Source organism: Leucobacter sp. OLIS6, assembly GCF_002752355.1.
Taxonomy (GTDB): Bacteria; Actinomycetota; Actinomycetes; order Actinomycetales; family Microbacteriaceae; genus Leucobacter.
This window is the reverse complement of the sequence record NZ_MRAV01000013.1, coordinates 27,211-49,735: the sequence shown is the minus strand read 5'-3', so window position 1 is coordinate 49,735 and position 22,525 is coordinate 27,211. Positions and strand designations below refer to the sequence as shown.

Genomic DNA, 22,525 nt, shown 5'->3' with positions numbered 1-22,525 from the left:
CCGGGAGCCACCTTCGGCTGGGCAGGATGATCAGCTGAAACGCGCGAGCGCCCGCAACCGGTCGGTTGCGGGCGCTCGCATCGCTGCGGTGCTCGGGATCAGAGCATCCCGGCGACCTTGTTGCTGAACACCGACAGCGCCGATCCGATGGCCATGTGCATGTCGAGGTACTGGTAGGTGCCGAGGCGCCCGCCGAAGACCACGCCGTCCTGCTGCTCGGCGAGCTCGCGGTACTTGAGCAGGCGCTCGCGGTCGGCGGGCGTGTTCACCGGGTAGTAGGGCTCGTCGTCGCGGTTCGCGAAGCGCGAGTACTCCCGCATGATGACGGTCTTGTCGGTCGGGTAGTCGCGCTCCGGGTGGAAGTGGCGGAACTCGTGGATGCGCGTGTAGGGCACGTCGGATCCGGCGTAGTTCATGACGCTGGTGCCCTGGAAGTCGCCCACCTCGAGCACCTCCTGCTCGAAGTCGAGCGTGCGCCAGCCGAGCTCGCCCTCGGCGTAGTCGAAGTAGCGGTCGACGGGGCCCGTGTAGACGATGGGCACCGTGCCGACCATGGCCTTCTTGTTGAGCGGCTGGGACTCGTCGAAGAAGTCGGTGTCCAGCCGCACCTCGATGTTGGGGTGGTCGGCCATGCGCTCGAGCCACGCGGTGTAGCCGTCGGTCGGCAGACCCTCGTGGGTGTCGTTGAAGTAGCGGTTGTCGTAGGTGTACCGCACCGGGAGGCGGCTGATCACCTCGGCGGGCAGCTCGGTGGTGGGTGTCTGCCACTGCTTCGCGGTGTAATCGCGGATGAACGCCTCGTAGAGCGGACGTCCGATGAGCGAGATGCCCTTCTCCTCCAGGTTCTTCGCACTCTTGGTATCGAACTCCCCGGCCTGCTCGGCGATGACCTCGCGCGCCTCGCCCGGGCCGTAGGCCGAGCGGAAGAACTGGTTGATGGTGCCGAGGTTGATGGGGAGGGGGTACACCTCACCCTGGTAGTTCGAATAGACCTTGTGCACGTAGTTCGTGAAGGTCGTGAAGCGGTTCACGTACTCCCACACCGTCTCGTTGGAGGTGTGGAAGAGGTGCGCGCCGTACCGGTGCACCTCGATGCCCGTCTCGGGCTCCGCCTCCGAGTAGGCGTTGCCGCCGATGTGGGAACGCCGGTCGATGACGACGACCTTCTTCCCGAGTTCGTTCGCGGCGCGTTCCGCGATGGTGAGGCCGAAGAAACCGGAACCGACTACCAGGAGATCCATGCCGCCCAGCATACCGGCGCGGACCGGCGGTTTCCCGCGGCATACCGGCCCCCACCGCTGCGGAGCGCCCGAGAACGCGTAAACTCTTCGGGAGCGCCGGCCGAACGGCGCGGAAACGACTGCTCACGAGAACATGCCCTTCACAGCGACGCCTCGCGGACTGACCCTCCCCGATCTCACGGACGACGTGCGCTCCGTCGACATCTGCTTCGGCGACCAGCGCGTCTGGTCGATCGACCTCAGGGACCGGGAAGAGGCACCCACGCAGGCGCTCCCCTGGCCGCCCGTGCTGCAGCCCCACCTCACCGGTTCGACCGAGGTCGTGCTCCGCCGTTCGGGCGACGGCGCGGAACTCGGCAGGGCGGCGGTCGCATTCACCGAGGAGCCGCACGAGACGCGGGTCGTCGACGCCGAGGGAATCCCCCTCGCGATCAACAAGTGGGGCCGGCTCGGCAAGACCCTCGAGGCTGGCAACGCCGGCGTCCAGGAACGCATCCTCGACCGCACCGAGGAGGTCGTCGCGCACCTCGTCGACATGGGGCTGCGTCCGTTCGTCGTCGGCGGCACCCTGCTCGGGGGGATCCGCGAGGGCGCGTTGCTCCCGCACGACGACGACGCCGACGTCGCCTACCTCTCGGCGTTCACGAATCCCGCCGACGTGGCTCGCGAAGGATTCGAGGTCGGCCACCGACTGCAGCGCCTCGGCTACGAGCTCGTTCGGCACAGCGCCACGCACATGCAGCTGTACTTCCGCAGCGCGACCGGCTCCGTCGACCACTACGTCGATGTGTTCACCGCGTTCTTCACCGACGACGGCAACATCAACCAGCCGTTCCACGTCCGCGGGCCGATGCGTGAGGACCAGATGCTGCCGTTCGGCACCGTCACGATCGCGGGACGGGAGTTCCCGGCCCCCGCCGACCCCGAGGCCTGGCTCGTCATCAACTACGACGAGAACTGGCGCACCCCGATCCCCGGCTACCACCTCGGCACCCCGCGCAGCACCTCCCGCCGGTTTCAGAGCTGGTTCGGGTCGTACCACTTCAAACGCGACTTCTGGAACGAGTTCTACAGCGACACCCGCGCGCCCGAGCCCGACGCCCGATGGAACTCGGGCGCCCAGTGGATCCTCGACCGGCGCGAGCAGCTCTCCGCGCCGGCCGTCCTGGAACTCGGCACCGGATCCGGCGCCCTCAGCGCACGCCTCGCCGACGCTGCAGACGATGGCCGCCGCCGACGCGTCGTCGCGACCGACTACTCGACGGCGGCGCTCGCTGCCGCCCGTGCTCGCGTCGACGGCGGCGCCGGCTTCGAGGTCGCGCACCTGAACCTCTACCGGACGCTCGCGCTGGACGTGTTCCGCCGGCTCGAGCTGGGCGGGCCCGTCGACATCGTCGCGAACCACCTGCTCGAGCAGCTCGGCCACCTGGCACGGGCGAACGCACTCCGTCTGATCCGCATGGCGCTCCGCTCGGGAGGCACCGCGCTCGCCACCGCCTCGGGTGAGCACGCTCCCGACGTCTCGTTCGGTGATCCGACCACGTGGCATCTCAGCACGTTCGACCTCGCCCGGGAGGCAAAAGCCTTTGGTCTGGGTGTCGAGATCGAGCCCATCGCCGCGGCACCCGAAGAGCAGGGCCGCCGCCCCTACGGCGTCCGGTTCACGCTCACGACCGCACCGCTTCCCCGCAAGGAGACATCCATGAAGCAACGACTCAAGCGGCTCGCCATGCGCGCCCGACCCAGCGGAACCCGCGCCGAACTGGAAGCGCTCACGGCCCGCGTGCGCGAGCTCGAGAGCGAACTCGACGAGTACCGACGCGACAGCCTCCGCGTCGCCGAGCTCCTCGATCTCGCGGAACAGCGCCTCACCCCTGGCGATGCTCAGGTGAGCAGTGCACAATCGGTTCCGGCCGTCGACAGCGGCCACGAGCCGAAAGCAGGAGAATGAGCGAGTCCGAGTCCGAATTCCACCCGGGCACCCACCCGATCCCCGTCGCCGGGGCTCCGCTCTCCGCGGAGGGCGAACGGGCCCGCGTCGCGGCGGTCATCGTCACCTTCAATCGCCTGGGGAAACTTCCGAAAACGCTCGAGACGGTGCGCGCGCAGACGCACGACTGCGAGTGGGTCGTCGTCGTGAACAACGCGTCGACCGACGGTACGCGGGCGTACCTCGACGGGCTCGACGATCCGAAGCTCGTAGTGCTGCACCTCGACGAGAACCTGGGCGGCGCGGGCGGCTTCGAGCACGGCATGGCGCACGGGGTCAACCTCGGGGCCGACTACGTGTGGATCATGGACGACGACTGCTATCCGGATCCGAACGCGCTCGAGATCCTGCTGGAGCAGCGCGACACCGCCTCGCAGAAGCTCGGGCGCGAGGTGCCGTTCGCATGCTCGCTCGTGAAGTACATCGACGGCTCGCTGTGCGAGATGAACAACCCCATCACCACCTGGGACTGGCCGCGCGCCTACCTCGCCGGGGCGAAGTCGCTGCTCATCGTCGAATGCACGTTCGTCTCGGTGCTCGTGCCCCGCTGGGCGATCGAAGAGCAGGGGCTGCCGCTCGGCGAGTACTTCATCTGGTTCGACGACAAGGAGTACACGAAGCGCCTCACCCGCGCGTACGGCCCCGGCATCATCTCGCTCGACAGCGAGGTCGTGCACGACATGGGCGTGAACGCGGGCGTCAATTACCGCGAGGTCAACGAGAGCAACGTCTGGAAGTTCGAGAAGGGCGCTCGCAACCAGGGCTCCTACCGGCTCCGCAACGAGGGGCGCCTCTCGTACCTGCTCTACTACCGCAGGCTCTTCCGCGAGATGCGCGAGGGCGGCGTCCCGAAGCCCGTGCGCAAGCGCATGTTCCGCGCGCTCAAAGCAGCGCGCAAGTTCGACCCGAAGCCGCGTTTCCCGAGCGACGCTCGCTACCGGCGCGTCTCGGCGTAGCGCTCCGCGCAATCACCGACGGCGCAACTCCGCCCTCGACGGCGTCCACGAATTTGAACATTCAACTGAACGTCGCCTAGGCTCCTGGGAGCGAATCCGCAGCGCGGGCACCGGTTCCGCGGCGGGTTCGATGGGAGTCCCCCTGTGGCCGAATCACGCCTCCGTTCACCGCGCCCGAACCCACGCCTCGCCGTGATCGGCGCCCTCTTCGCCGCCGTCGCCGTGCTCGCCGGCGCGCTCACGCCGGCCGCGGCCGTCGATGGCGGTGGGCGTTCTCCGCAGGAAGCTCCAGCCGAGCAGAGCCCACCGGCCTCTCCCGACTCCGGCGAGCCGCAGGGCGAGGCCCCTACCGGCGATCCCCTGCTCGAGGGCATGACCGAACCGGCCGACTCCGCACCGGCGGCCGGCGACGCCCGACTGGCGCTTCCCGGGGTCCCGGTCAAGACCGACGCCGTGACCGCCGCGATCATCGACCCCGTTTCGGGTCGCAGCTACGTCGCGACCCGCTCGGCTTCGCCCGCCCGCCTCTACATCGCCGCCCCCTCCGCCAAGTCGGCCACGGTCGCGCGGGACCTGCCCTTCGGAACGGGTTCGTGGGACCTGGCGCTCAGCGGCAGCATGCTCGCGGTCGGCACCAATGCGCCGGCGGGTCAGACCTCGACCCGGTTGCTCGGATACGACACGCGGACCTCCGCGTTCACCGCTTCCGTGAATCTCCCGAGGTCGTCGATCGTGATGAGCATCGTCGAGGACACCGTGCTGGCGGCGCCCGGCAACGGCCGGTGGTTCTGGGCGGGCACCTACGACGCCGCCGGGGGCAGGCTGTTCCGCGTCGACCTCCAGACGGGCACCGCGATCGACTACACGCCCGCGACGAATTGGAAGTCCTTCCGCTACGTCCGTTCCCTCGCCACCGACGCCGCGGGTCTCACCATCGGGCTCGGCAACCCCGCGGCGGTCTGGCGACTCGACCGGGCCTCGCAGCAGCTGAGCAGTTGGTCCGAGGCCACGCAGGCGCTCAGCGGACGCTCCATCGCCTACTCGATGACCGCCACGAATCCTGCCGACGGATCCGCGCCGACCGTCCTCATCGGTTCGGAAGCCGGCGCCTCCGTATTCGCGGGTTCGCCCCCGGGCAGCGCCTCACCGCCCCCGCCCCGCCCCGTGCTTCCGCTCGACGGCAATACGGTGGATCAGATCGCCATCGACCCGGCGAACACGCAGGCCTGGTTCGTGGTCCGGCCCGAAGCGAGGCTCTATTCGCTGGATCTCTCGGATCCGACCTCGGTCCCGGTCGCGCACGGCGCTCCCGAGCCCGGCAGCGAGACTCGATCCCTCCAGGTGATCGACGGCAAGATCCGTGGGGTGACGGGCACGAGCGAGGCCTGGACCTTCGACCCCTCCACGGAATCCCTGCTCCCCCGCCGTGACCTGATCCCCGTCGACCAGGAACTGCGCGACACGATCCCGCAGGGTGTCGTCGCGTTCGGCAAGCGCGTGCTCGTCGGCGGCCACTGGCGCTACCAGGTGCACGGCGATCCCGCGGTCCAGCGCGTCAGGGTCCCCGGTGAGCCCAAAGCGCAGATCGTCGTCGGCGACAAGCTGTATTCGGCGCTCTACCCGTCCGCATCGGTCTACGAACTCGATTCCTCGCTCACCGTGCGCAAGGTAGCGGCGCTCGGGAACGGGCAGATGCGTCCCGCCGCCATCGCCTACAGTCCCGGCCTCGACAAGCTCGCCGTCGCGACGGGTCCCGCCTACGGGAAATACGGTGGCGGCCTGAGCCTCGTCTCTCCGGCGCCGGACTCGGTCCCGCAGGTGTTCACGGCGCCGGTCGGACGCCACCAGGTCTCGGTCATCGAACCGGTCGGCACCGATCTCGTCCTCGGCACCTCGACGATCGGCGAAGCGCAGCCCGCGCTGCCGGGCGAACGCGCGCGAGTCCTCCGCTGGCGAGCCGACGGCAGCCCGGGCACCGGGACGGCGGTGTGGAGCACGACCCTCCCGGTGCAGGTCGCGAAGGTCAACGGCATCCACCTCGTCGACGACGAATCCGGCCGTCAGCTGGTCGTGGCGGCGGACCCGGCGACCGGTGCGCGCGGCTGGCTCTTCGGCTTGGACCCGGATACGGGTGCGGTGCTCTGGCAGCAGCAGGTGGGCGGGCCGATCCGATCGATGAAGGGCTCGCAGGGCTACCTCGCGATGTACCTCTCGTCGACGATCCAGCAGATCGGCGTCTCCCGCTCCGGCGCGACGCTCACCAACATTCGCGACTTCGGCGCGAGCATCGTTCCGTCGTTCATCTCGCTCCCCGACGCCCCGCCTACCGCGCAGCGCGTCGCCTACGTCGGCGCCGGCGCGAACGGAGTCGTCGGCGTCGCGGAGCAGGGAACACCGCGGGTCCCCTCCCGCGTCTCGGGCGCCGACCGCTACGCGACCGCCGTCGCGGTCTCGCGGCAGAGCTACGCGCACGCGGACACGGTGGTGCTCGCCCGCGGCGACGACTTCGCCGATGCGCTCTCCGCCGGCCCGCTCGCCGCGGCGCTGGACGCCCCCATTCTGCTCGCCCAGCCCGGCGGCCGGCTCACCCCCGGTACCGTGGCGGAGATCGCTCGGCTCGGCGCGACCGAGGTGATTCCGGTGGGCGGCACCGGGGCGATACCCGAGTCGATCGCCGCGCAGCTGCCGAGCGGTGCCGCACTCGATCCACACCGCCCCCAGGGCGCCAATCGCTACGAGACGTCGGTCGCGGTCGCGAAGCGGCTCGAGGCTGCGCTCGGCGGAACGCCGCGCGACGCGTTCGCGGCGACCGGACGGGACTTCGCGGACGCGATCGCCGCAGTACCGGCCGCGATCACGAAGAAGCGTGCGATCGTGCTCTACGACGATACCCCCGCGGCACGCACCGCGAGATCGTTCCTCGCAGCGCGTTCCATCGATGCGCTCGGCGGCCCTGCGGCGTCGGCGGTTCGCGCAGCCGGTCTTGCGCCGCAGCGCACCATCATCGGATCCGACCGCTTCGACACGGCGAAGCAAATCGGCACGACCTACTTCGGCAGGACGACGCGCGCCTACCTCGCCCCGGGCCTGGACTTCCCCGACGGGCTCGCGGCCGGCGTGGTCGCCGGTCGCACCGGCTCGCCCCTGCTCCTCGCCCGCCCCGCGCTGCTGACCTCGCCGACCACGAGCTCGCTGCGAAGCGGCAGGGGCTCGCAGCGAGTCACCCTGGTCGGCGGGGTCGGCGTACTCGAACCCCGTCTCGAGCAGACCATCGCCGACCTCGGATAGCTCGGGAGACGGGCGGGGCCCGGGATCCGGAAGGATCCCGGGCCCCGCCCGTCTCCCGCCGGCGCAGCCGCACCGGCGGGGAAGCTCACGCGCCGATGACGATGCGCGGGACGCCCGTCCACTTCGCGGCGTCGGTGGCGTTGCGACCGTCGGCGAAGAGCTTGATACCGGGGAAGTCCGCGGGGCCGAGCGCCAGGTAGTCGGCGTGGTCGGCCTGCAGGATCGCGACGTCGACCGGGTCGCCGATCGAGTGGGCGGTGAAGCCGTAGCCCGCGAGCTCCTCGTCCGAGAACAGCGGGTCGTGCACGGTCACGATCGCGCCGCGCGCGGTGAGCTCCTCGACGGTCGGGAAGACGCCCGAGACCGCGGTCTCCTTGACCCCGCCGCGGTACGCCGCGCCGAGCACGACGACGCGCTGACCCGACAGGTCGCCGATGGTCTGCTGCACGCGATCCACCACGTACGCGGGCATCGTCGCGTTGTAGTTGCGGGCGGTGCGCACGATGTCGGCGTCGGGATCCGTCGACAGGTAGAGGCGCGGGTAGACGGGGATGCAGTGGCCGCCGACGGCGATGCCGGGGCGGTGGATGTGGCTGAACGGCTGCGAGTTGCAGGCCTCGATGACCTTGTAGACGTCGATGCCCGCGGTGTCGGCGAAGCGCGCGAACTGGTTCGCGAGACCGATGTTCACGTCGCGGTAGGTGGTCTCGGCGAGCTTCGCCATCTCGGCGGCCTCGGCCGTGCCCATGTCCCAGACGCCGTTCGGGCGGCGGAGGTCGGTGCGCTCGTCGAAGGTCAGCACGGCCTCGTAGAACTCGATGGCCTTCTGCGTACCGGCCTCGTTGAGACCGCCGACGAGCTTCGGGTACTTCTTGAGGTCGGCGTACACGCGGCCGGTGAGCACGCGCTCCGGCGAGAACACGAGGTGGAAGTCGGTGCCCTCGCGCAGACCGGAGACCTGCTCGATGAGCGGCTTCCACCGGGTGCGGGTGGTGCCGACGGGCAGCGTGGTCTCGTACGAGATGAGGGTGCCCGGCGTCAGGTGCTCCGCCAGCGACTGCGTCGCGGCGTCCATCCACTTGAAATCGGGCTGCCAGGTCTCCTCGTCGACGAGCAGCGGCACCACGAGCACGACGGCGTCGGCGCCGGGAATGGCGTCTGCGTAGTCGGTCGTGGCGCGGAGCTTGCCCGCGGGCACGAGCTCGGCGAGCTTCTCGGCGAGGCCGGCTTCGCCGGGGAACGGCTCCTCGCCGCGGTTGATGCACTCGACGAGCGCCTGGTTGACGTCGACGCCGACCACGTCGTGCCCCATGGAGGCGTACTGCGTGGCGAGCGGGAGGCCGATCTTGCCGGTTGCGACTACTGCGATCTTCACGAGTGAAGAGTCTACCGGCGCCCGGCCGGAATCGACGGGTCCGTTCTCAGACGGCGAGCAGTTCTTCGAGCCGCTGCCGGATCCCGGCGCTCTGCGATTCGAAGCTCAGATCGTGGGCTGCGCGATCGGCTGCGAGCTTCCACGCGTCGATCTGCGCACGGGACAGCGACGCGACCGAGCGCACGAGGTCTGCGAGTTCGAAGGATTCGCTGACCACACCGAGCCCGTACCGTTCCAGCTCTCGCACCATCTCCTCGCTCGGCCCGATCGCCATGCCGATCCTCGCCTGGACGTAGTCGAAGAACTTGTTCGGGAGGGTCAGGCGGGCATTGGTGTGCGTCGGCGGGATCCAGAACACGCCGAGGTCGAACGCCGAAAGGGTCGACGGCAGCTCCGCCGGCGCGACGGGATCCCGGAAGCGGATCCGTTCGCTGCCTCCGGCGATCCGCTGCAGCTCGCGCAGGTGCGCACCGCCGTCGCCGGCCGCCACCAGGTAGAGGTCGAGGGTGAACCGCTCGGGCAGCTGCGTGAAGGCCTCGACCATGGTCTCCAGCCCGCGGCCGTGGATCGCCGCGCCGCTGTGCACGCATCGGATCGTCTCGTCCGCCGCGTCCCCGGCTCGCACGGGGATATCGCGGAACGGGCCGGCGTTCGTCATGAGTCGGGCGTCGACGCCGAAGCGCTCGCGGTAGAGCTCGACGATCCCGTTCGACACCGTCGTGACGAGCGCGGCTCGAGGCAGGTACGTCTCGCAGAGATGCACCATGAGCGGCGCGACGAGCAGACGCCAGGACAGGATGTGCGTCCGTTCCTCGGGCGCCCACTCGTGCAGGTCGGCCCACACGGGGGCGTCGCCGGCCAGGCGGAACGCGAGGTCGAGCACGCGCGCGTCGTTCGCGACGACGAGGTCCCAGGGGCCGGGGACGGCTTGGTCGAGCACGTATCGCGCGGCGGGGGCCGAGCACTCGGCGGCCCGGTGTGCGCGCGCTGCGAGCTTCGCGACGCCGCTGACCGTCTGCGGCAGCGTCGACAGACCGTCCGGTACCCGGATATGCCGGGTTGCGCCAGCCGGCGCATCGCCGAAGCCGATGGTGGTCACCTCGCCGAGTTCGGCGAGGAGCCCGATCTGGCGCAGGACTCGAGCATCGCGCTCGATCGGGGTCAGCGAGATGCAGAGGATCTGTTTCGCGGTGCTCGTCACGCCGCGAGTGTACCGTGGACCGCACACGGGAACGGTCGGCGGCCGCACACCGAGCCACCGGGTAGACTCGTCGGAACCGAGTCGAGAGCCGATTCGCGTCGTGAGGAGCCCCGGTTTGCAGGTCGTGATCGTCTCGCGGATCTACCTTCCGGAGCCGTCCGCCGCGTCATTCTTCCTGAGCACGCTCGCGGCCGAGCTGGTGGATCGCTCTCACGACGTGACGGTGCTCACCGTGCGCCCGCCGAAGGGCTACGCGGTCCCCGAACGTCCCGAGGCCCTGCGCCTGTTCCCCGTGCTCCGCGACCGAAGCGGCTACGTGCGCGGGTATCTGCAGTACCTGAGCTTCGACGTGCCCCTGGCGTTCCGGCTGCTCTTCCGCAAACGGCCCGACGTCGTCGTCGTCGAACCGCCGCCCACCACGGGGGCCGTCGTGCGTGCGATCTGCCGGCTGCGCGGAATCCCCTACGTCTACGACGCAGCCGATCTCTGGTCGGTCGCCGCCGCGCACGCGACGTCGTCGTCGCTGGTGCTGCGGACCCTCGAACGTCTGGAGCGCTGGGCGATCGGCGGTGCCGACCGGGTGATCACCATCTCGGCATCGGTCGCCGACCGCATCAGAGCCTGGGGCATCCGGAAGCCCGTCGATGTCACCGGCCGCGGGGCGGACACCGCCCAGTTCCGCTACTCCCCCGCGCCGCTCCGCACCGAGTTCGTCTACGCGGGCAGCGCTTCTGCGTGGCACGGAGCGATCGTCCTGGTTGACGCGTTCGCCGAGTTCTCGAGCACTCACCCCGAGTACGTGCTCCGCTTCATCGGTCACGGCACCGAGCACCCCGCGATCGCAGCGCGCGCCGAAGAGCTCGGCATTTCGGACTCAATCGTGTTCGACGAGCCGGTCGAACCGGCGGAGCTCGCGCGCGAACTGTCCGGCGCCACGGCCTCACTTGCGACGCTGCTCCCCGACGGCGGGTACGAGTTCGCCTTCGCGACGAAGGCGTACTCCTCGCTCGCGAGCGGCTGCCCGGTGATCTTCGCCGGCCCCGGCCCGACTGCCGCGTTCCTGGACGCCGCGAGCGCGACAGCGCCAGTCGGCACCGCTGTCGACTACACTCCCGAGGCGATCGCCGAAGCGATGCGCACGGTCGCGGAGCGTCCGGTCCTTCCCGAGTCCCGCCCGGGCCTCTCCGAGTGGGCCGATCAGCACGTCTCCATGCGTGCCGCGGCGCGCCGCGCCGCGGACGCCATCGAGCTCAGCGGCTCGCAGCCGCGACGGAAGCGAGCCCGATCATGAGCGCGGGCCCGCGGCTCTCGGCGGTCATCCCGTGCTTCAACGGCGAGCGCACGCTCCCGCGCCAGCTCGACGCTCTGCTCGCGCAGGACCCGGACGTGCTCCGCGAGATCGTCGTCGCCGACAACATGTCGACCGACGGCACGAAAGCGGTGATCGAGGCGTACGCCGACCGAGACGATCGCGTACGCTACGTCTTCGCCGGACGGGGCCAGGGCCCGGTCTTCGCCCAGAACGACGGCGTGCGGGCCAGCACGGGCGACTACGTGATGCTCTGCGGAGCCGACGACGAGGTGCAGCCGGGCTGGGCCGCGGCATTCGCAGCGAAGTTCCGCGAAGGCGCCGACATCGTCGCCTGCACGATCGTGCGCACTGCCGAGAGCGGCGAGGTGCTCGAAGAGATCTCGGCGTTGAGCGACGCCGCATGGCCGGGCCGATTCACGGTCGGCGGCGGCCAGGCCGGTTTCGCCCGCTCGGTGTTCGACGCGCTCGGCGGACTCGATGAGACGTTCGCCGGCGCGGCGGAGGACGTGGACTTCTTCTACCGCGCCCAGCTCGCCGGGCACCGGGTGGTGTTCGCTCCCGAGGCCCGCTTCTCCTACTACTCCCGCCCGACGGGGCGCGAGATCATGCACCAGCGCATGGGGTGGGGGCTCAGCCGCACGCAGCTCTATGCGAAGTTCCGCTCGCAGGGCATGCCGCGCCGCAGCCGGTTCCTCGCGCCGATCGTCCTCGCGGCGAACACCGTGAAACTGATCCTGGCCGGGCGGGACGAGTCGCGCCGAAACGCCGCGTACGCCGGTATCGGAACCAACCTGGGACTGATCCGCGGATCGGTCCGATACCGCTGCTGGTACCTCTGATCAGGCTGCCAGGAGGCCGGCGACCGCTTCCAGCCACGCACGCTGCTGCTCCTGCGCGCTGAGCTCGCGGGCGTGCACGTCGGCGTTCGCCTTCCACACGGCGACGATCGCGGGGTCGAGCGCGTCGAGCGCCGCGACCACGGCGTCCTCGTCGAAGCCCTCGGCCACGGCACCGAGGTCGTATTCGCGGAGCAGCTTCGCCATGTCGACCGTCGGGCCGATCACCATGCCGAGCCGCGCCTGCACGGAATCGAAGAACTTGTTCGGCAGAGCGAGCTCGATGTTGGTGTTCGTCGGCGGCAGCACGTGGAGACCGGCATCGTAGCGGTTCAGCGTCTCCACCAGCTCGGCGTGCGGCACCGGCGGGTGCAGCGTGATCCGCGGCCCCAGCTCCGCTGCCAGGGCCTGCAGCTCCCGCCCGAACGGGGTGTCCTGCTGGGTCATGTAGAGGTCGAGGGTGAGGTCGGTTCGCGATCGCGCAGCCGCCCGCATCATCACTTCGGGGCGCCGGTTCGCGGCCGTGACCCCGGCGTGCACGAGCCGGATGGTGTCGCCGACGGCGCCGGGCGCGAGGTCCTCTCGGTAGGGAGCCGCGTTGCGCACCACGCCGCAGGGGATCCCGAACTCCGAGCGGTAGCGCTCGGCGATCGTGTCGGAGACCGTCGTGGCTGCGCCGGCCCGCGTCCCGCGCCGCCGCAGCAGCCACTCCTGGTAGGGCTTGCGCACCTGCACCCAGACCGGGATGTCGTCGTGGAGCCCCGGGTAGAACTCGTGCAGGTCGAGGAGCACGCGCTCGGGCGCGACGAGGCGATAGGCCACCGGCAGCGTCTCGAGCTCGTTCGCGATCACCGCGTCGAATCGGCGCCCGCGCAGCAGCTCGGCCGCTCGCCGTGACCGGAAGTCCGTTGCGAACGCGGCACCGTAGAGGCGGCTGCGCACGAGGACCGCCTCGAGGTATTTCGCGACCGAGGGCACCGAGGGATCGAGCCGGACGTGCTCGATGTCGGGTCGGACCGCCTCGCCGTACCCGCAGGTCACGACCTCGAAATCCTCGGCGAAGAGCAACGCCTGCTTCTTCACCCGCGCGTCGTGCACGATCTCGGTGAAGGACAGGATGAGCAGTTTCGGCTTGGCGCCGCTGCGCGATACGGCGTTCATAGCAGTCCGGCGAGCTCGGCCTGGAGCCGGAACTCCGGAACCTGCTCGACCACCTCCTCGAAGGTTCCGTTGCCGAGGATCTCACCCCGGTCGAGATAGCAGACCTGGTCATACTCGCGGATCGTGGCGAGCCTGTGCGCGACCGTGATGAAGGTCACTTCGCCCTGCAGCTCGCGCATCGATTCCGTGACTCGGTTCTCGGTCGCGGTGTCGAGGGCGCTCGTCGCCTCGTCCATCACCATGACGAAGGGATCCGAGTACAGTGCGCGTGCGATCCCGAGGCGCTGCTGCTGCCCGCCGGAGATTGATGCGCCGCGCTCGCCCACGCGCTCCTCGATGCCTGCGCCGCGGTCGGCGAGTTCTCCGAGGTGCGCACGCCGGAGCGCGTGCATGACGCGTTCGGAGTCGTAATCGGCCTCCCAGGTGAGCGCGACGTTCTGCGCGATCGAGGCGTCGAACAGCGCGACGCGCTGCGGAACGTACCCGACCCGATTCCGCCACTGCCGCATGACGTCGCGCAGCTCCGCGCCGTCGATCCGCATCGACCCGCTCGTCGGAACGCTGAGGCCGAGCAGCAGGTCGATGAGCGTGGACTTCCCGGAACCCGACGGACCGACGATCGCGAGGCTCGAGCCGAAGGGCACCGTGAAATTCACGTTCTTGAGCACGTCCTCATCGGCGCCCGGATACCGGAAGTGCACGTTCTCGAGGGTGAGGCGCTGCGGTCCCGCGGGGAGTTCGGCGACGTCCTGACGCTCCTCCTGGATCCCGCTGCCATTCCGCAGATCGGTGAGCTCCCGGATCACGTCCTGGGCGTAGACCTGGTTCGCCGCGGCGGAGGTGAAGCTCGCCTGCACCGCGTTCATCGCGGGCATCATACGGAAGCCGCTCGCGGCGAACAGCGAGATCGCGACGAGGGCCTCGGATGATCCGCCCCGCAGGTATGCGGCGCCGCCGATGATGAGGAACCCGCCGATGAGCGCCGATTCGAAGGCGTACTTGGGCACGATCCCCAGGAACGAGATGTTTGCCCGGGCGCGCGTCGCGACGGAGCGGTTCTTCGAGACCACGCGACCGATCTCGTCGAGCTTGTCGCGCAGCACGACCTCCTTGAGCGCGTCGACCATCTCGGTCATGATCGTCGCCGCCCGGTAGGCGTACTCCCGGTTGTTCCGGCCGGCCCGCTGAGAGCGCCGCGACACGACGAACAGCATGAACACGGAGACCAGCGACAGGTACACGAACGCGATGAGCGCGGTGAACGGCTGCGCGACGACGAGCACCGCGAGCGCCGAGACGAAGGTCAGCGCGTTCCCGGGAATCTGCGACAGCGGAAGGATGAACCCGATGTTCGTGTTCGCCATCGAGCTGTCGACCACACGCGTCACCTCGGCGGTGCTCATCTGGGAGCGCTTCTCCCAGCTCGCGCGGGTGTATCCGCGGAAGAGCTGGTCGCCGACGTAGAGCTCGTAGCGCGCGAAGCGCCGGGTCGCGAACCAGTGCAGGATCACGGCGAAGACGCCCTTCATGATGAAGAGCACGCAGATCGCGACCACGATCCAGATCGTGGCATCCTGAGGCATGACGCCGAGCAGCGGGAGCTCGATCGGCTTCCCGGAGGCGAGCGGCGTCACCACGAGCACGATGAGCGCGAGCGCCAGCGTGTCGAGGATCGCGAGCAGCCCCGTCGCGATGGAGTACCCGACGTAATAGGACTTCGCGCCTTCCGGCAGAACCGTGAACAGCTTCCGCAGGGTCGCCCAAATACTCTTCATCGTTCTCCTCGGTCGAGCCAATCGGCCAGCACCTGACCGCTGCGGTCGCCGTTGTGGATGCTGCGGACGTATGCCGGGCCTGCGGCGGCGCGTGCGAGCGCCTCGGCGGGCTCGGCCAGCACCGCGGTCAGCACGTCGCGCAGTTCGTCGTGCCGCGCCTGGATGATCGGCAGCCGATGCCCGGTGAGCTCCGCGACCCGCTCCCGGTCGAGATCCGGAACATGAGAGATCACGATCCGTCCAGCGGCCATGGCCTCGCACGCCGCGACTCCGTACGGCCCGGCACGGAACTGATCCAGAACGATGTCGGCGCCCCGGTAGAGTTCGGGCATCTCGGCGTGCGGCACGCCGGTCACCCGCCGGTAGTCGACGACGCCGGAGGCGTGCAGTTCGTTCAGCAGCGGTTCGATCAGATCGGTGCCCTTGATCAAGGACTTCGACGGCACGTGCACGACCCGCGGCACGCCCCCGTGCGAGAGCGGAGCCGGCGCGCCGGCCCAGTCCTCGGGGCTGACGACGACCGGCAGCCAGCTCGCGTGCGGCACCTCGGTCAGCAGGTCCACCGTCGAGACGAAGACCGGGAGCCCGGACTCCTCGATGAGTCGCCGACTGCGCTTCGTGACCCCGGACATGGTCGCGGTGAACTCAGCGTCGGCGCCGAAATAGGAATCACGGTCAGAACGGATGCGGGTCTCAGGATCCCGAATGTCGCTGCCGTGGAAGATGAGCCCCACCTGCGCCCCCGAGCGCTGGAGCAGGTCGGCCTGCTCCAGCGCATCGGTGCCCCGGAAGCGTCCGAGGACCCCGCGGTTCGATTCGACCAGCACCGCGCGATACTCGGAGAGCGCCGCGAACTGCCGCCGCTGCCACGCCTTCGAGAACGCCGCGTACCCCGCGTGGACCGTCAGGTCCGCGGGAAACCGAAACACGTCGTCGGAGACGATCTGCATGCTCGTCGCACGGGTCCCCGTGCGTGCGCGTTCGAGCGCTCGCGCCCACTGATCGCCCTGCCCTGCGCTGTTCGCGGGCCCGATGAACACGCGTTCATCGGGCCCGCCCACCGGGGTCGGGTCCGGTTTCAGCACGCCCCGCTGCATGAGGCGCGCCATGGTCAGCGCCTGGAGCGCGCGCGATCTCAGCGCTGCGAACGGATTCACGGGTCGCCGCTGGCTCACCGTCCGGCACGCACGACCGCGGAGACCGCGGTCACGATGCGCTCGAGATCGCCCTCGGTGAGCGACGGGTGGACCGGCAGCGAGAGCACCTCGCGGGCGGCCCGCTCGGTCTCGGGCAGGTCGAGCCCCGGAGCGAAGCGCGCGAGCGAGGGCAGTCGGTGGTTCGGGATCGGGTAGTAGACGCCCGAGCCGACACCGTGCTCCTCCTTCAGCGCGGTGTGGATGCGATCGCGCTCACCAGCGTCGAGTCGGACCGTGTACTGGTGGTACACGTGCACGGCGTTCTCGTGGACCTTCGGCGTCTGCACGCCCGCGATGTCGGCGAGGCCCGCGTTCAGCGCGGCGGCGTTCCGCTGACGCTGCGCGGTCCAGCCGTCGACCTTGGTCAGCTGCACGCGGCCGATCGCCGCGTGGATGTCCGTCATGCGGGTGTTGAAGCCGATGACCTCGTTCGCGTACTGGGTCTCCATGCCCTGGTTGCGCAGCAGGCGCATCTGCCGGGCGATCTCCTCGGTGGAGCAGGTGACCATGCCGCCCTCGCCCGACGTCATGTTCTTGGTCGGATAGAGGCTGAACATGGCGAACGCGCCGAGGGTGCCGACCGGACGGCCGTCCCAGCTCGCGCCGTGCGCCTGCGCCGCGTCCTCGTAGATCGCGAGGCCGTGCTCCTGCGCGATGGCCTCGATCTGGTCGACCAGGAACGGGTGCCCGTAGAGATGCACGGGCATGATCCCCTTGGTGCGCGGCGTGATCGCAGCGCGCACCGACTCGGGATCGAGCGTGAAGAAGTCGGGCTCGATGTCGACGAATACCGGGGTCGCCCCGGTGAGCGCGACCGAGTTGCCCGTCGCGGCGAAGGTGAACGACGGCACGATGACCTCGTCGCCCGGGCCGACGCCCGCGGCGAGGAGCCCGAGGTGCTGACCGCTGGTGCCCGAGTTGACGGCGACCGTGGTGCGTCCCTGCACGAAGTGCTCGGCGAACTCCTGCTCGAAGGTCTTCACCTCGGGGCCCTGAGCGATCATGCCGGAGCGCAGCACGCGGTCGACGGCCGCGCGCTCCTCGTCGCCGATGATGGGCTTCGCTGCAGGGATGAACTCGGGTGCCATGGATATGCGACCTTTCTGAAACGGGCGCGCTGGGTCAACGCACCCACGAGAATACCGTGCCCCGCCGGGTCGCCGATGAAACGGCGGCGGGCCGGGAACGTTTTCACGCTCCCGGCCCGCCGGACGCCCCCTGCGGGGCGGCTGACCGAACCTCAGCTCTGGTCGACGGCCCCAATGTAGATCACGCTGTAGCCGACTGCGCCGTAGCCCGGTTCGTTCGCCGTCACCGCGTACCCGACGCTGACAACGCCGCGGACGTTGGGCGTCGGCACCAGGATCTGGCTCTTGATCGTGGAGTCGGACATGAAGCCGTTCCAGGTGTTCGTCAGGTGACTCTTCCCCCCGTAGGTGTTGTGGCGGCCGGTGATCTCGTACTCCACCCACGGCTGCTGGGTGCCGAGAGCGGGGTTCGCGGCGTAGCTGCGGTTCGTCCGGTTGCGCAGCGCCCAGCTGTAGGCGGGGGTACCGGTCGCGTGACCGGCCCAGGTCGTGGAGTCGCCGAGGCGGAAGCCCGACAGGTTCGCCGCGTAGCGTTTGGCGTTGATCTGGTTGTAGAGCCACTGCATCCCGCTGGCGTTGGTCGCGTTCGCGCCGGCCGGAGCCTTCATGCACTCGTTGCCCCACAGCACGGTGTTGCCGAGCGCACCCGCTCCGCCGAGGAGGTAGGTGTTGGCCCCCGCGACTCGGTCGTTCGCGGTGTAGACGCTGGAGGTGACGCAGCTCGGCGTCGAGAGCAGCAGGGGCGATCCCTTCGCCCCTGCGACGGCGCCGCCCGCGAGCGCGTCGGCGAAGCCGAGGCCGTTCGCCCAGTAGGTGTTCACCTGCGGATTCGACGGGTAGATCCCGGTGTCGTTCGCGATGCGTGCCGAGGTGTCGAAGCGGTCGCCTCCGGCGTAGCGCACGACGGTCCGGTTCGAGGCGATCGACTTCTGCACCCCGGTCGAGACCGCTCCCGTGCCGCCCGCGATGCGGACCTTGGTCGCGCCGAGCCGGGAGAGCTCGGCCTTGACGGGGGCGGGAGCGGAACCGGCGTTGCCCGGTACGAGCAGGACCGGAGCTTTGAGCTTGCCACCCGCAGCACCGGCCGCGAGCGCATCGGCGAAGTTGGTGCCGGTCGCCAGGAACACGTTGCTCGCCGCGCCCGCCGGCCAACCGGCCTGAGCGATGGCGATGGAGGTCGAATAGCGGTCAGCACCCGACACGCGCTCGACGTTGCCGGCGAGGCCCTTGAGCGTCTTGACCACGCCTGCGCTCACCGCGCCGATGCCGCCGACGACGACGATCTTGCTCGGCTTGAGCCGCGCGATCTCGGCCTTGGTCGACGCGGGAAGCGCACCGGGCTGCGTGAGGAGCAGGGGCGCCTTCCACTTCGCGCCGAGCGCTCCGGCACTGAGCGCGTCCGGGTAGTTCAGCCCGTTGGCGACAATGACGGTCGCCGCTGTGGTCGGGTATCCGTGCTTCGACACCGCAACGGCCGTCGAGAATCGATCATCACCGGCGATCCGCGCGTTGCGTGTGCCGTTCTGGTAGCCCGCGGCACCCATCTCGGGATCGCCCGCGACGCTCGCAAAGCGCTCTCCGATCTGCGTGCCGATCGATCCGAACGGGGCCTGCGCCGGCGCATCGGGCGCAGCGGGGGCCGGCGAGGTCGCCGCCGGTGCATCGGCAGCCGGGGCGTCCGGGGTCGAAGCCTCGGCGGCGGGGCTCTCCGGCGCGGCGTTCCCGGCATCCGGCGTCTCGGCCGGAGCGGTCGGCTGCGGCGCGATCGGCTGCGGCGCCGCGTCCTCCGCCCATGCGGGGGTCGCCAGGCCGGCGATCAGTGCGCAGCTCGCGATCGCTGCGACCGCGAACGCGGACTTTCTCTGAATCATCTTTGATCTCTCGCTTCATTCGGGGGGATGAGATTCGGAGTCTCCGAGCACAAGAAACTCACAGGGGGAATATACCCAATGGTGCGGCGATACCGAAAACCCCTGTGCCCCATCCGGCCGCGGCCGGAATCGGGCCGCGAGCGACCCGGCTCGGTCAGGACTGGCAGCGCCGCCCGGCGAGCACGCCGCCGTCGAGCACGCCCGCACCGCCCAGCAGCAGGATCCGATTCCCCACGACCCGGCCCGTCGCGTCGAAGACGGAGCCCGGAACGCAGCTCGACGTGGTGAGCAGCAGCGGCGCGCCTCGCGAACCGGCGACCGCGCCTCCCGCGAGCGCATCGGCGAATCCGAGGCCGTTCGCCCAGTACACGTCGACTCCGGCACCCTTCGCGATGATGCCGTTCGCGATGCGCGCCGACGTGTCGTAGCGGTCGGTCCCCGCGTACCGCACCACCGAGCGACCCGCGGCGACCGAGTTCTGGATGCCGGCGGAGACGGCACCGGTGCCGCCCGCGATGCGCACCTGAGTGGCCCCGAGTCGGGAGAGCTCCGCGGTCACGGAAGCCGGGGCGCTGCTCGCGTTTCCGGGCACGAGCAGTACCGGCGCATTCACTACGCCGGCCGCGGCACCCGCGGCGAGCGCGTCGGCGAAACCGGTCCCCGTTGCGAGGAAGGCCTGCGAAGCGGTCCCCTTCGACCACCCCTGCTGCGCGATGGCGATCGAGGTGGCATAGCGGTCGGGGCCCGAGACCCGATCCACCCGTGCGGCGAGCTTCTTGAGCTCGGCGACGACGCCGTCGCTCACGGCCCCGGCCCCTCCGACCACGACGATGCGATTCGGCTTGAGCCGCACGATCTCGGCCCGCGTCGACGCGGGCAGGCTCGACGGGCGCGCGAGGAGCAGCGGGGCCTTCCACTTCGCGCCGAGCGCACCGGCGCTCAGCGCGTCGGGGTAGTCGAGGCCGTTCGCGATGAGCACGGTTCCGGCCGCCGTGGGGTAGCCCGCCTTCGAGGCCTCGACCGCGGTATCGAACCGGTCGCCGCCGCTGATCCGCTGCTTGGGCACGCCCTGCAGGTCCTTGACGAAGTCCAGCCCGCCGGTCGCGGTCCAGGTCGCGGTACCCGTCGCGAAGGGCATGGAGCACCGGCTGCCGTCGGCAGCGCAGGTCACGGCGCCCGTCGGCCACCCCCACGGCCCGGTCGGCCCACCCGCGGCCAGGTATCCGTCGCGGAGCTTGCCATCGGGCAGCACGAACGCGCCGGCCTTCGACTCGTAGACGTCACCGGCGGCGAAACGCTGCACGGTGCCCGCGGATGCGCCTGTGCCGACGGCCGTGGCGGGCGTCTTCGGGTATCCGAGCTTCGCTGCGCTCGGCTTCCACGCCGCGTAGGTCTTCGGCGAGACCTTCACGAGCCCAGAGGCGCCGCTCCACAGCCCGACCCCGAACTGGAACGGGGTCGCACATCCGTCTTCGGCGAGCTGGCACTGCATGGGTCCGACGGGCCAGCCGAATGCTCCCCCGACCCCGCCCGTCGCATCGTAGGCCGTGCGGTATCGACCGGCGACGAGGGTCGATGATCCGCCGGGCGAGAGGTACATCGTGCCGAACTGCAGCGGGTAGGTCGTCCCGCCGCCGTTCGCGGTGCTCGCCACCGGCGCGCCGACAGGAACGCCCGCGGCAGCCGAGAGCCCGCCGAGCGCGCGCCAGGCGGCCAGGAAGCGCGCGTCGACGACGCGTGCGCCGCCGACGCCGGTGGAGACGATGGTGCCCTTCTTGAAGTCCTGCCCCAGCGCACCGCTCGGCGACTTCGCCGAGTTCTTCAGCGGATAGCCGACGGACCCGTTGAACCCGCCGCTCTGCTCCCAGGCGACGCGAAGCGCTTCGGGGATCAGGAACACGCCGACGCCCTTGGCCTCGACCACGGAGCCCGACTGGAAGCGCATCACCGTGTTGCCGGAACCGCCCTGATTGACTCCGGGAGAGAGCGGCCATCCCCAGGATCCGGCCGGGCCGCCGGCATTGCCGTAGGCGATGAACAGCGGGCTCGTACGGGTCATGCCCGCCGGCTGTCCGCTCTTCGGTTCGTAGACGATGCCGCCCGCGAACTGCTGCGAACGTCCGCCCCCGTTGGCGGTGCTCGACACGGGCGCGGCGGTCGGAGCGCCCAACCAGCCGTTGTTGGCCTGCCAGTAGGAGAGGATCCCGCCGTCGACCGAGTAGGGCAGCTGCGTGCTGCCGAACCAGGTCTTGAAGAAGTTGTAGAAGTTCCGGTTGCCGTACGACGAGCAGGCGTCACCCGTGCCCCACCCCGCGTTGAGCGCTGCCTGGTTCGGCCGGTAGGGCGTGTAGATGTAGAGGGCCGCGGTCGCCCAGTTCTGGATGTACACCTGAGAGGTGCCGCACCCGGCGTTCGGGTGCCATTGGATCGTGTTGTTCCGCGACGGCCGGTAGTTGTAGTCGTTCGGGAACGCCTTGTAGACCTTGAGCTGCCAGGCAGCGCGGTAGACCTGCTGATAGAAGCCCGTCTGCGTCGGATCGCAGTTCGCCGAGTTGTTCGGGCCCGAGTCGGGGCAGGCGTATCCCATGGCGACGTCGAACTGGCGGACGGTCGGCCAGGTGTCCCCGACGAGGCTCTGCTCCTTCTCGAGCATGACGAGCAGGACCTTCTGGCTGATCCCGCAGGCCTTTCCCACCTTTGCGATGATCGCCGCGGCCGATTCGTTCGCGGCGCCCGGATAGGCGGAGCAGTAGGCGTTGGCGGCGCGACTCGACGTACTCATGGTGAAGTTGCGCAGGCAGGATTTCGCAACGGTGGAGCCGTACATCGGTGTGCCGGGCGCCCGGCCGGGATCCCCGATCGTGCAGCGCGGCACCTGACCGTTCAGGAATGTCTGCACCTGCGCCGCAGTCAGAGCATTGCCGTTGTAGAAGACGGAATCCGCGATGATGTTGCCGGCCTCGAAGCCGACGACGGGAGCGGCCTGCGCGGGCGCGACCGCGGCGAGGGGAGCGGCGAGCAGACCGACCCCGACCGCGAGCGCGAGCAGGGCGCGCAGACGCGCGATCGGTCGTTTCGGCGCCATCCCGCGCTTCCCTCCTGTTGCCCTCAAACATTCAAGTTATGCTTGAAGGTTCGCGTCCACGCTAGCTGCTGTCCCAGCCGGGCACAAGCCGGAGCACCGCTCGCGACTTCTCCGTGCAGGTCCTCGACGCTCAGCGCGCATCTGTCAGAA

The 22,525-nt window shown here is 69.9% G+C and carries 14 protein-coding genes; 5 read left to right on the top strand and 9 right to left on the bottom strand.

Going from position 1 to position 22,525, the window contains the following annotated elements:
- Positions 1–98: 98 nt before the first annotated feature.
- Positions 99–1,241 (bottom strand): UDP-galactopyranose mutase, encoded by a 1,143-nt coding sequence (glf, locus tag BMH31_RS09735; RefSeq protein WP_099724189.1) that lies wholly within the window; start codon positions 1,239–1,241, stop codon positions 99–101.
- A 133-nt stretch (positions 1,242–1,374) separates the two neighbouring features.
- Between glf and BMH31_RS09730 the strand changes: the two genes are divergently transcribed.
- The 3 genes from BMH31_RS09730 (at position 1,375) to BMH31_RS09720 (ending at position 7,475) form a co-directional block, all read left to right on the top strand.
- Positions 1,375–3,192, top strand: a complete 1,818-nt coding sequence (locus BMH31_RS09730) for a class I SAM-dependent methyltransferase (protein ID WP_099724171.1) — start codon at positions 1,375–1,377, stop codon at positions 3,190–3,192.
- Positions 3,189–4,187: a glycosyltransferase family 2 protein gene (locus BMH31_RS09725; RefSeq protein WP_099724172.1), complete on the top strand. Its 999-nt coding sequence runs from the start codon at positions 3,189–3,191 to the stop codon at positions 4,185–4,187. The genes BMH31_RS09730 and BMH31_RS09725 overlap by 4 nt, the downstream gene beginning before the upstream one ends.
- A 144-nt stretch (positions 4,188–4,331) precedes the next feature.
- On the top strand, positions 4,332–7,475 hold the full coding sequence (locus BMH31_RS09720; RefSeq protein WP_143469841.1) for a cell wall-binding repeat-containing protein: 3,144 nt from the start codon (positions 4,332–4,334) through the stop codon (positions 7,473–7,475).
- 85 nt (positions 7,476–7,560) lie between these two features.
- Here BMH31_RS09720 and BMH31_RS09715 read toward each other — a convergent pair whose 3' ends face one another.
- The gene (locus BMH31_RS09715; protein WP_099722793.1) at positions 7,561–8,850 is read right to left on the bottom strand and encodes a nucleotide sugar dehydrogenase; all 1,290 of its coding nucleotides are present in this window, start codon (positions 8,848–8,850) and stop codon (positions 7,561–7,563) included.
- A 46-nt stretch (positions 8,851–8,896) separates the two neighbouring features.
- Positions 8,897–10,051: a hypothetical protein gene (locus BMH31_RS09710; RefSeq protein ID WP_099722792.1), complete on the bottom strand. Its 1,155-nt coding sequence runs from the start codon at positions 10,049–10,051 to the stop codon at positions 8,897–8,899.
- A 124-nt stretch (positions 10,052–10,175) separates the two neighbouring features.
- On the opposite strand from BMH31_RS09710, the gene BMH31_RS09705 reads away from it, so the two are divergent.
- Positions 10,176–11,342, top strand: coding sequence for a glycosyltransferase (locus tag BMH31_RS09705; protein WP_241898239.1), 1,167 nt, complete (start codon positions 10,176–10,178; stop codon positions 11,340–11,342).
- Positions 11,339–12,202 (top strand): glycosyltransferase, encoded by an 864-nt coding sequence (locus tag BMH31_RS09700; RefSeq protein ID WP_099722790.1) that lies wholly within the window; start codon positions 11,339–11,341, stop codon positions 12,200–12,202. Before BMH31_RS09705 ends, BMH31_RS09700 begins: the two co-directional genes overlap by 4 nt.
- Here BMH31_RS09700 and BMH31_RS09695 read toward each other — a convergent pair whose 3' ends face one another.
- From BMH31_RS09695 to BMH31_RS09670, 6 genes are all read right to left on the bottom strand, one after another.
- Positions 12,203–13,360: a glycosyltransferase gene (locus BMH31_RS09695; protein ID WP_099722789.1), complete on the bottom strand. Its 1,158-nt coding sequence runs from the start codon at positions 13,358–13,360 to the stop codon at positions 12,203–12,205.
- Positions 13,357–15,135 (bottom strand): ABC transporter ATP-binding protein, encoded by a 1,779-nt coding sequence (locus tag BMH31_RS09690; protein ID WP_099722788.1) that lies wholly within the window; start codon positions 15,133–15,135, stop codon positions 13,357–13,359. The genes BMH31_RS09695 and BMH31_RS09690 overlap by 4 nt, the downstream gene beginning before the upstream one ends.
- The gene (locus BMH31_RS09685) at positions 15,132–16,292 is read right to left on the bottom strand and encodes a glycosyltransferase family 1 protein (protein WP_099722787.1); all 1,161 of its coding nucleotides are present in this window, start codon (positions 16,290–16,292) and stop codon (positions 15,132–15,134) included. The genes BMH31_RS09690 and BMH31_RS09685 overlap by 4 nt, the downstream gene beginning before the upstream one ends.
- 14 nt (positions 16,293–16,306) lie before the next feature.
- Entirely contained in the window at positions 16,307–17,419 is a 1,113-nt protein-coding gene (locus tag BMH31_RS09680; protein ID WP_099722786.1) for a DegT/DnrJ/EryC1/StrS family aminotransferase, read from the bottom strand.
- A 152-nt stretch (positions 17,420–17,571) separates the two neighbouring features.
- Positions 17,572–19,290 (bottom strand): cell wall-binding repeat-containing protein, encoded by a 1,719-nt coding sequence (locus tag BMH31_RS09675; RefSeq protein WP_099722785.1) that lies wholly within the window; start codon positions 19,288–19,290, stop codon positions 17,572–17,574.
- A 154-nt stretch (positions 19,291–19,444) separates the two neighbouring features.
- Positions 19,445–22,375: a cell wall-binding repeat-containing protein gene (locus BMH31_RS09670; protein WP_099747363.1), complete on the bottom strand. Its 2,931-nt coding sequence runs from the start codon at positions 22,373–22,375 to the stop codon at positions 19,445–19,447.
- Between the last annotated feature and the right edge of the window lie 150 nt (positions 22,376–22,525).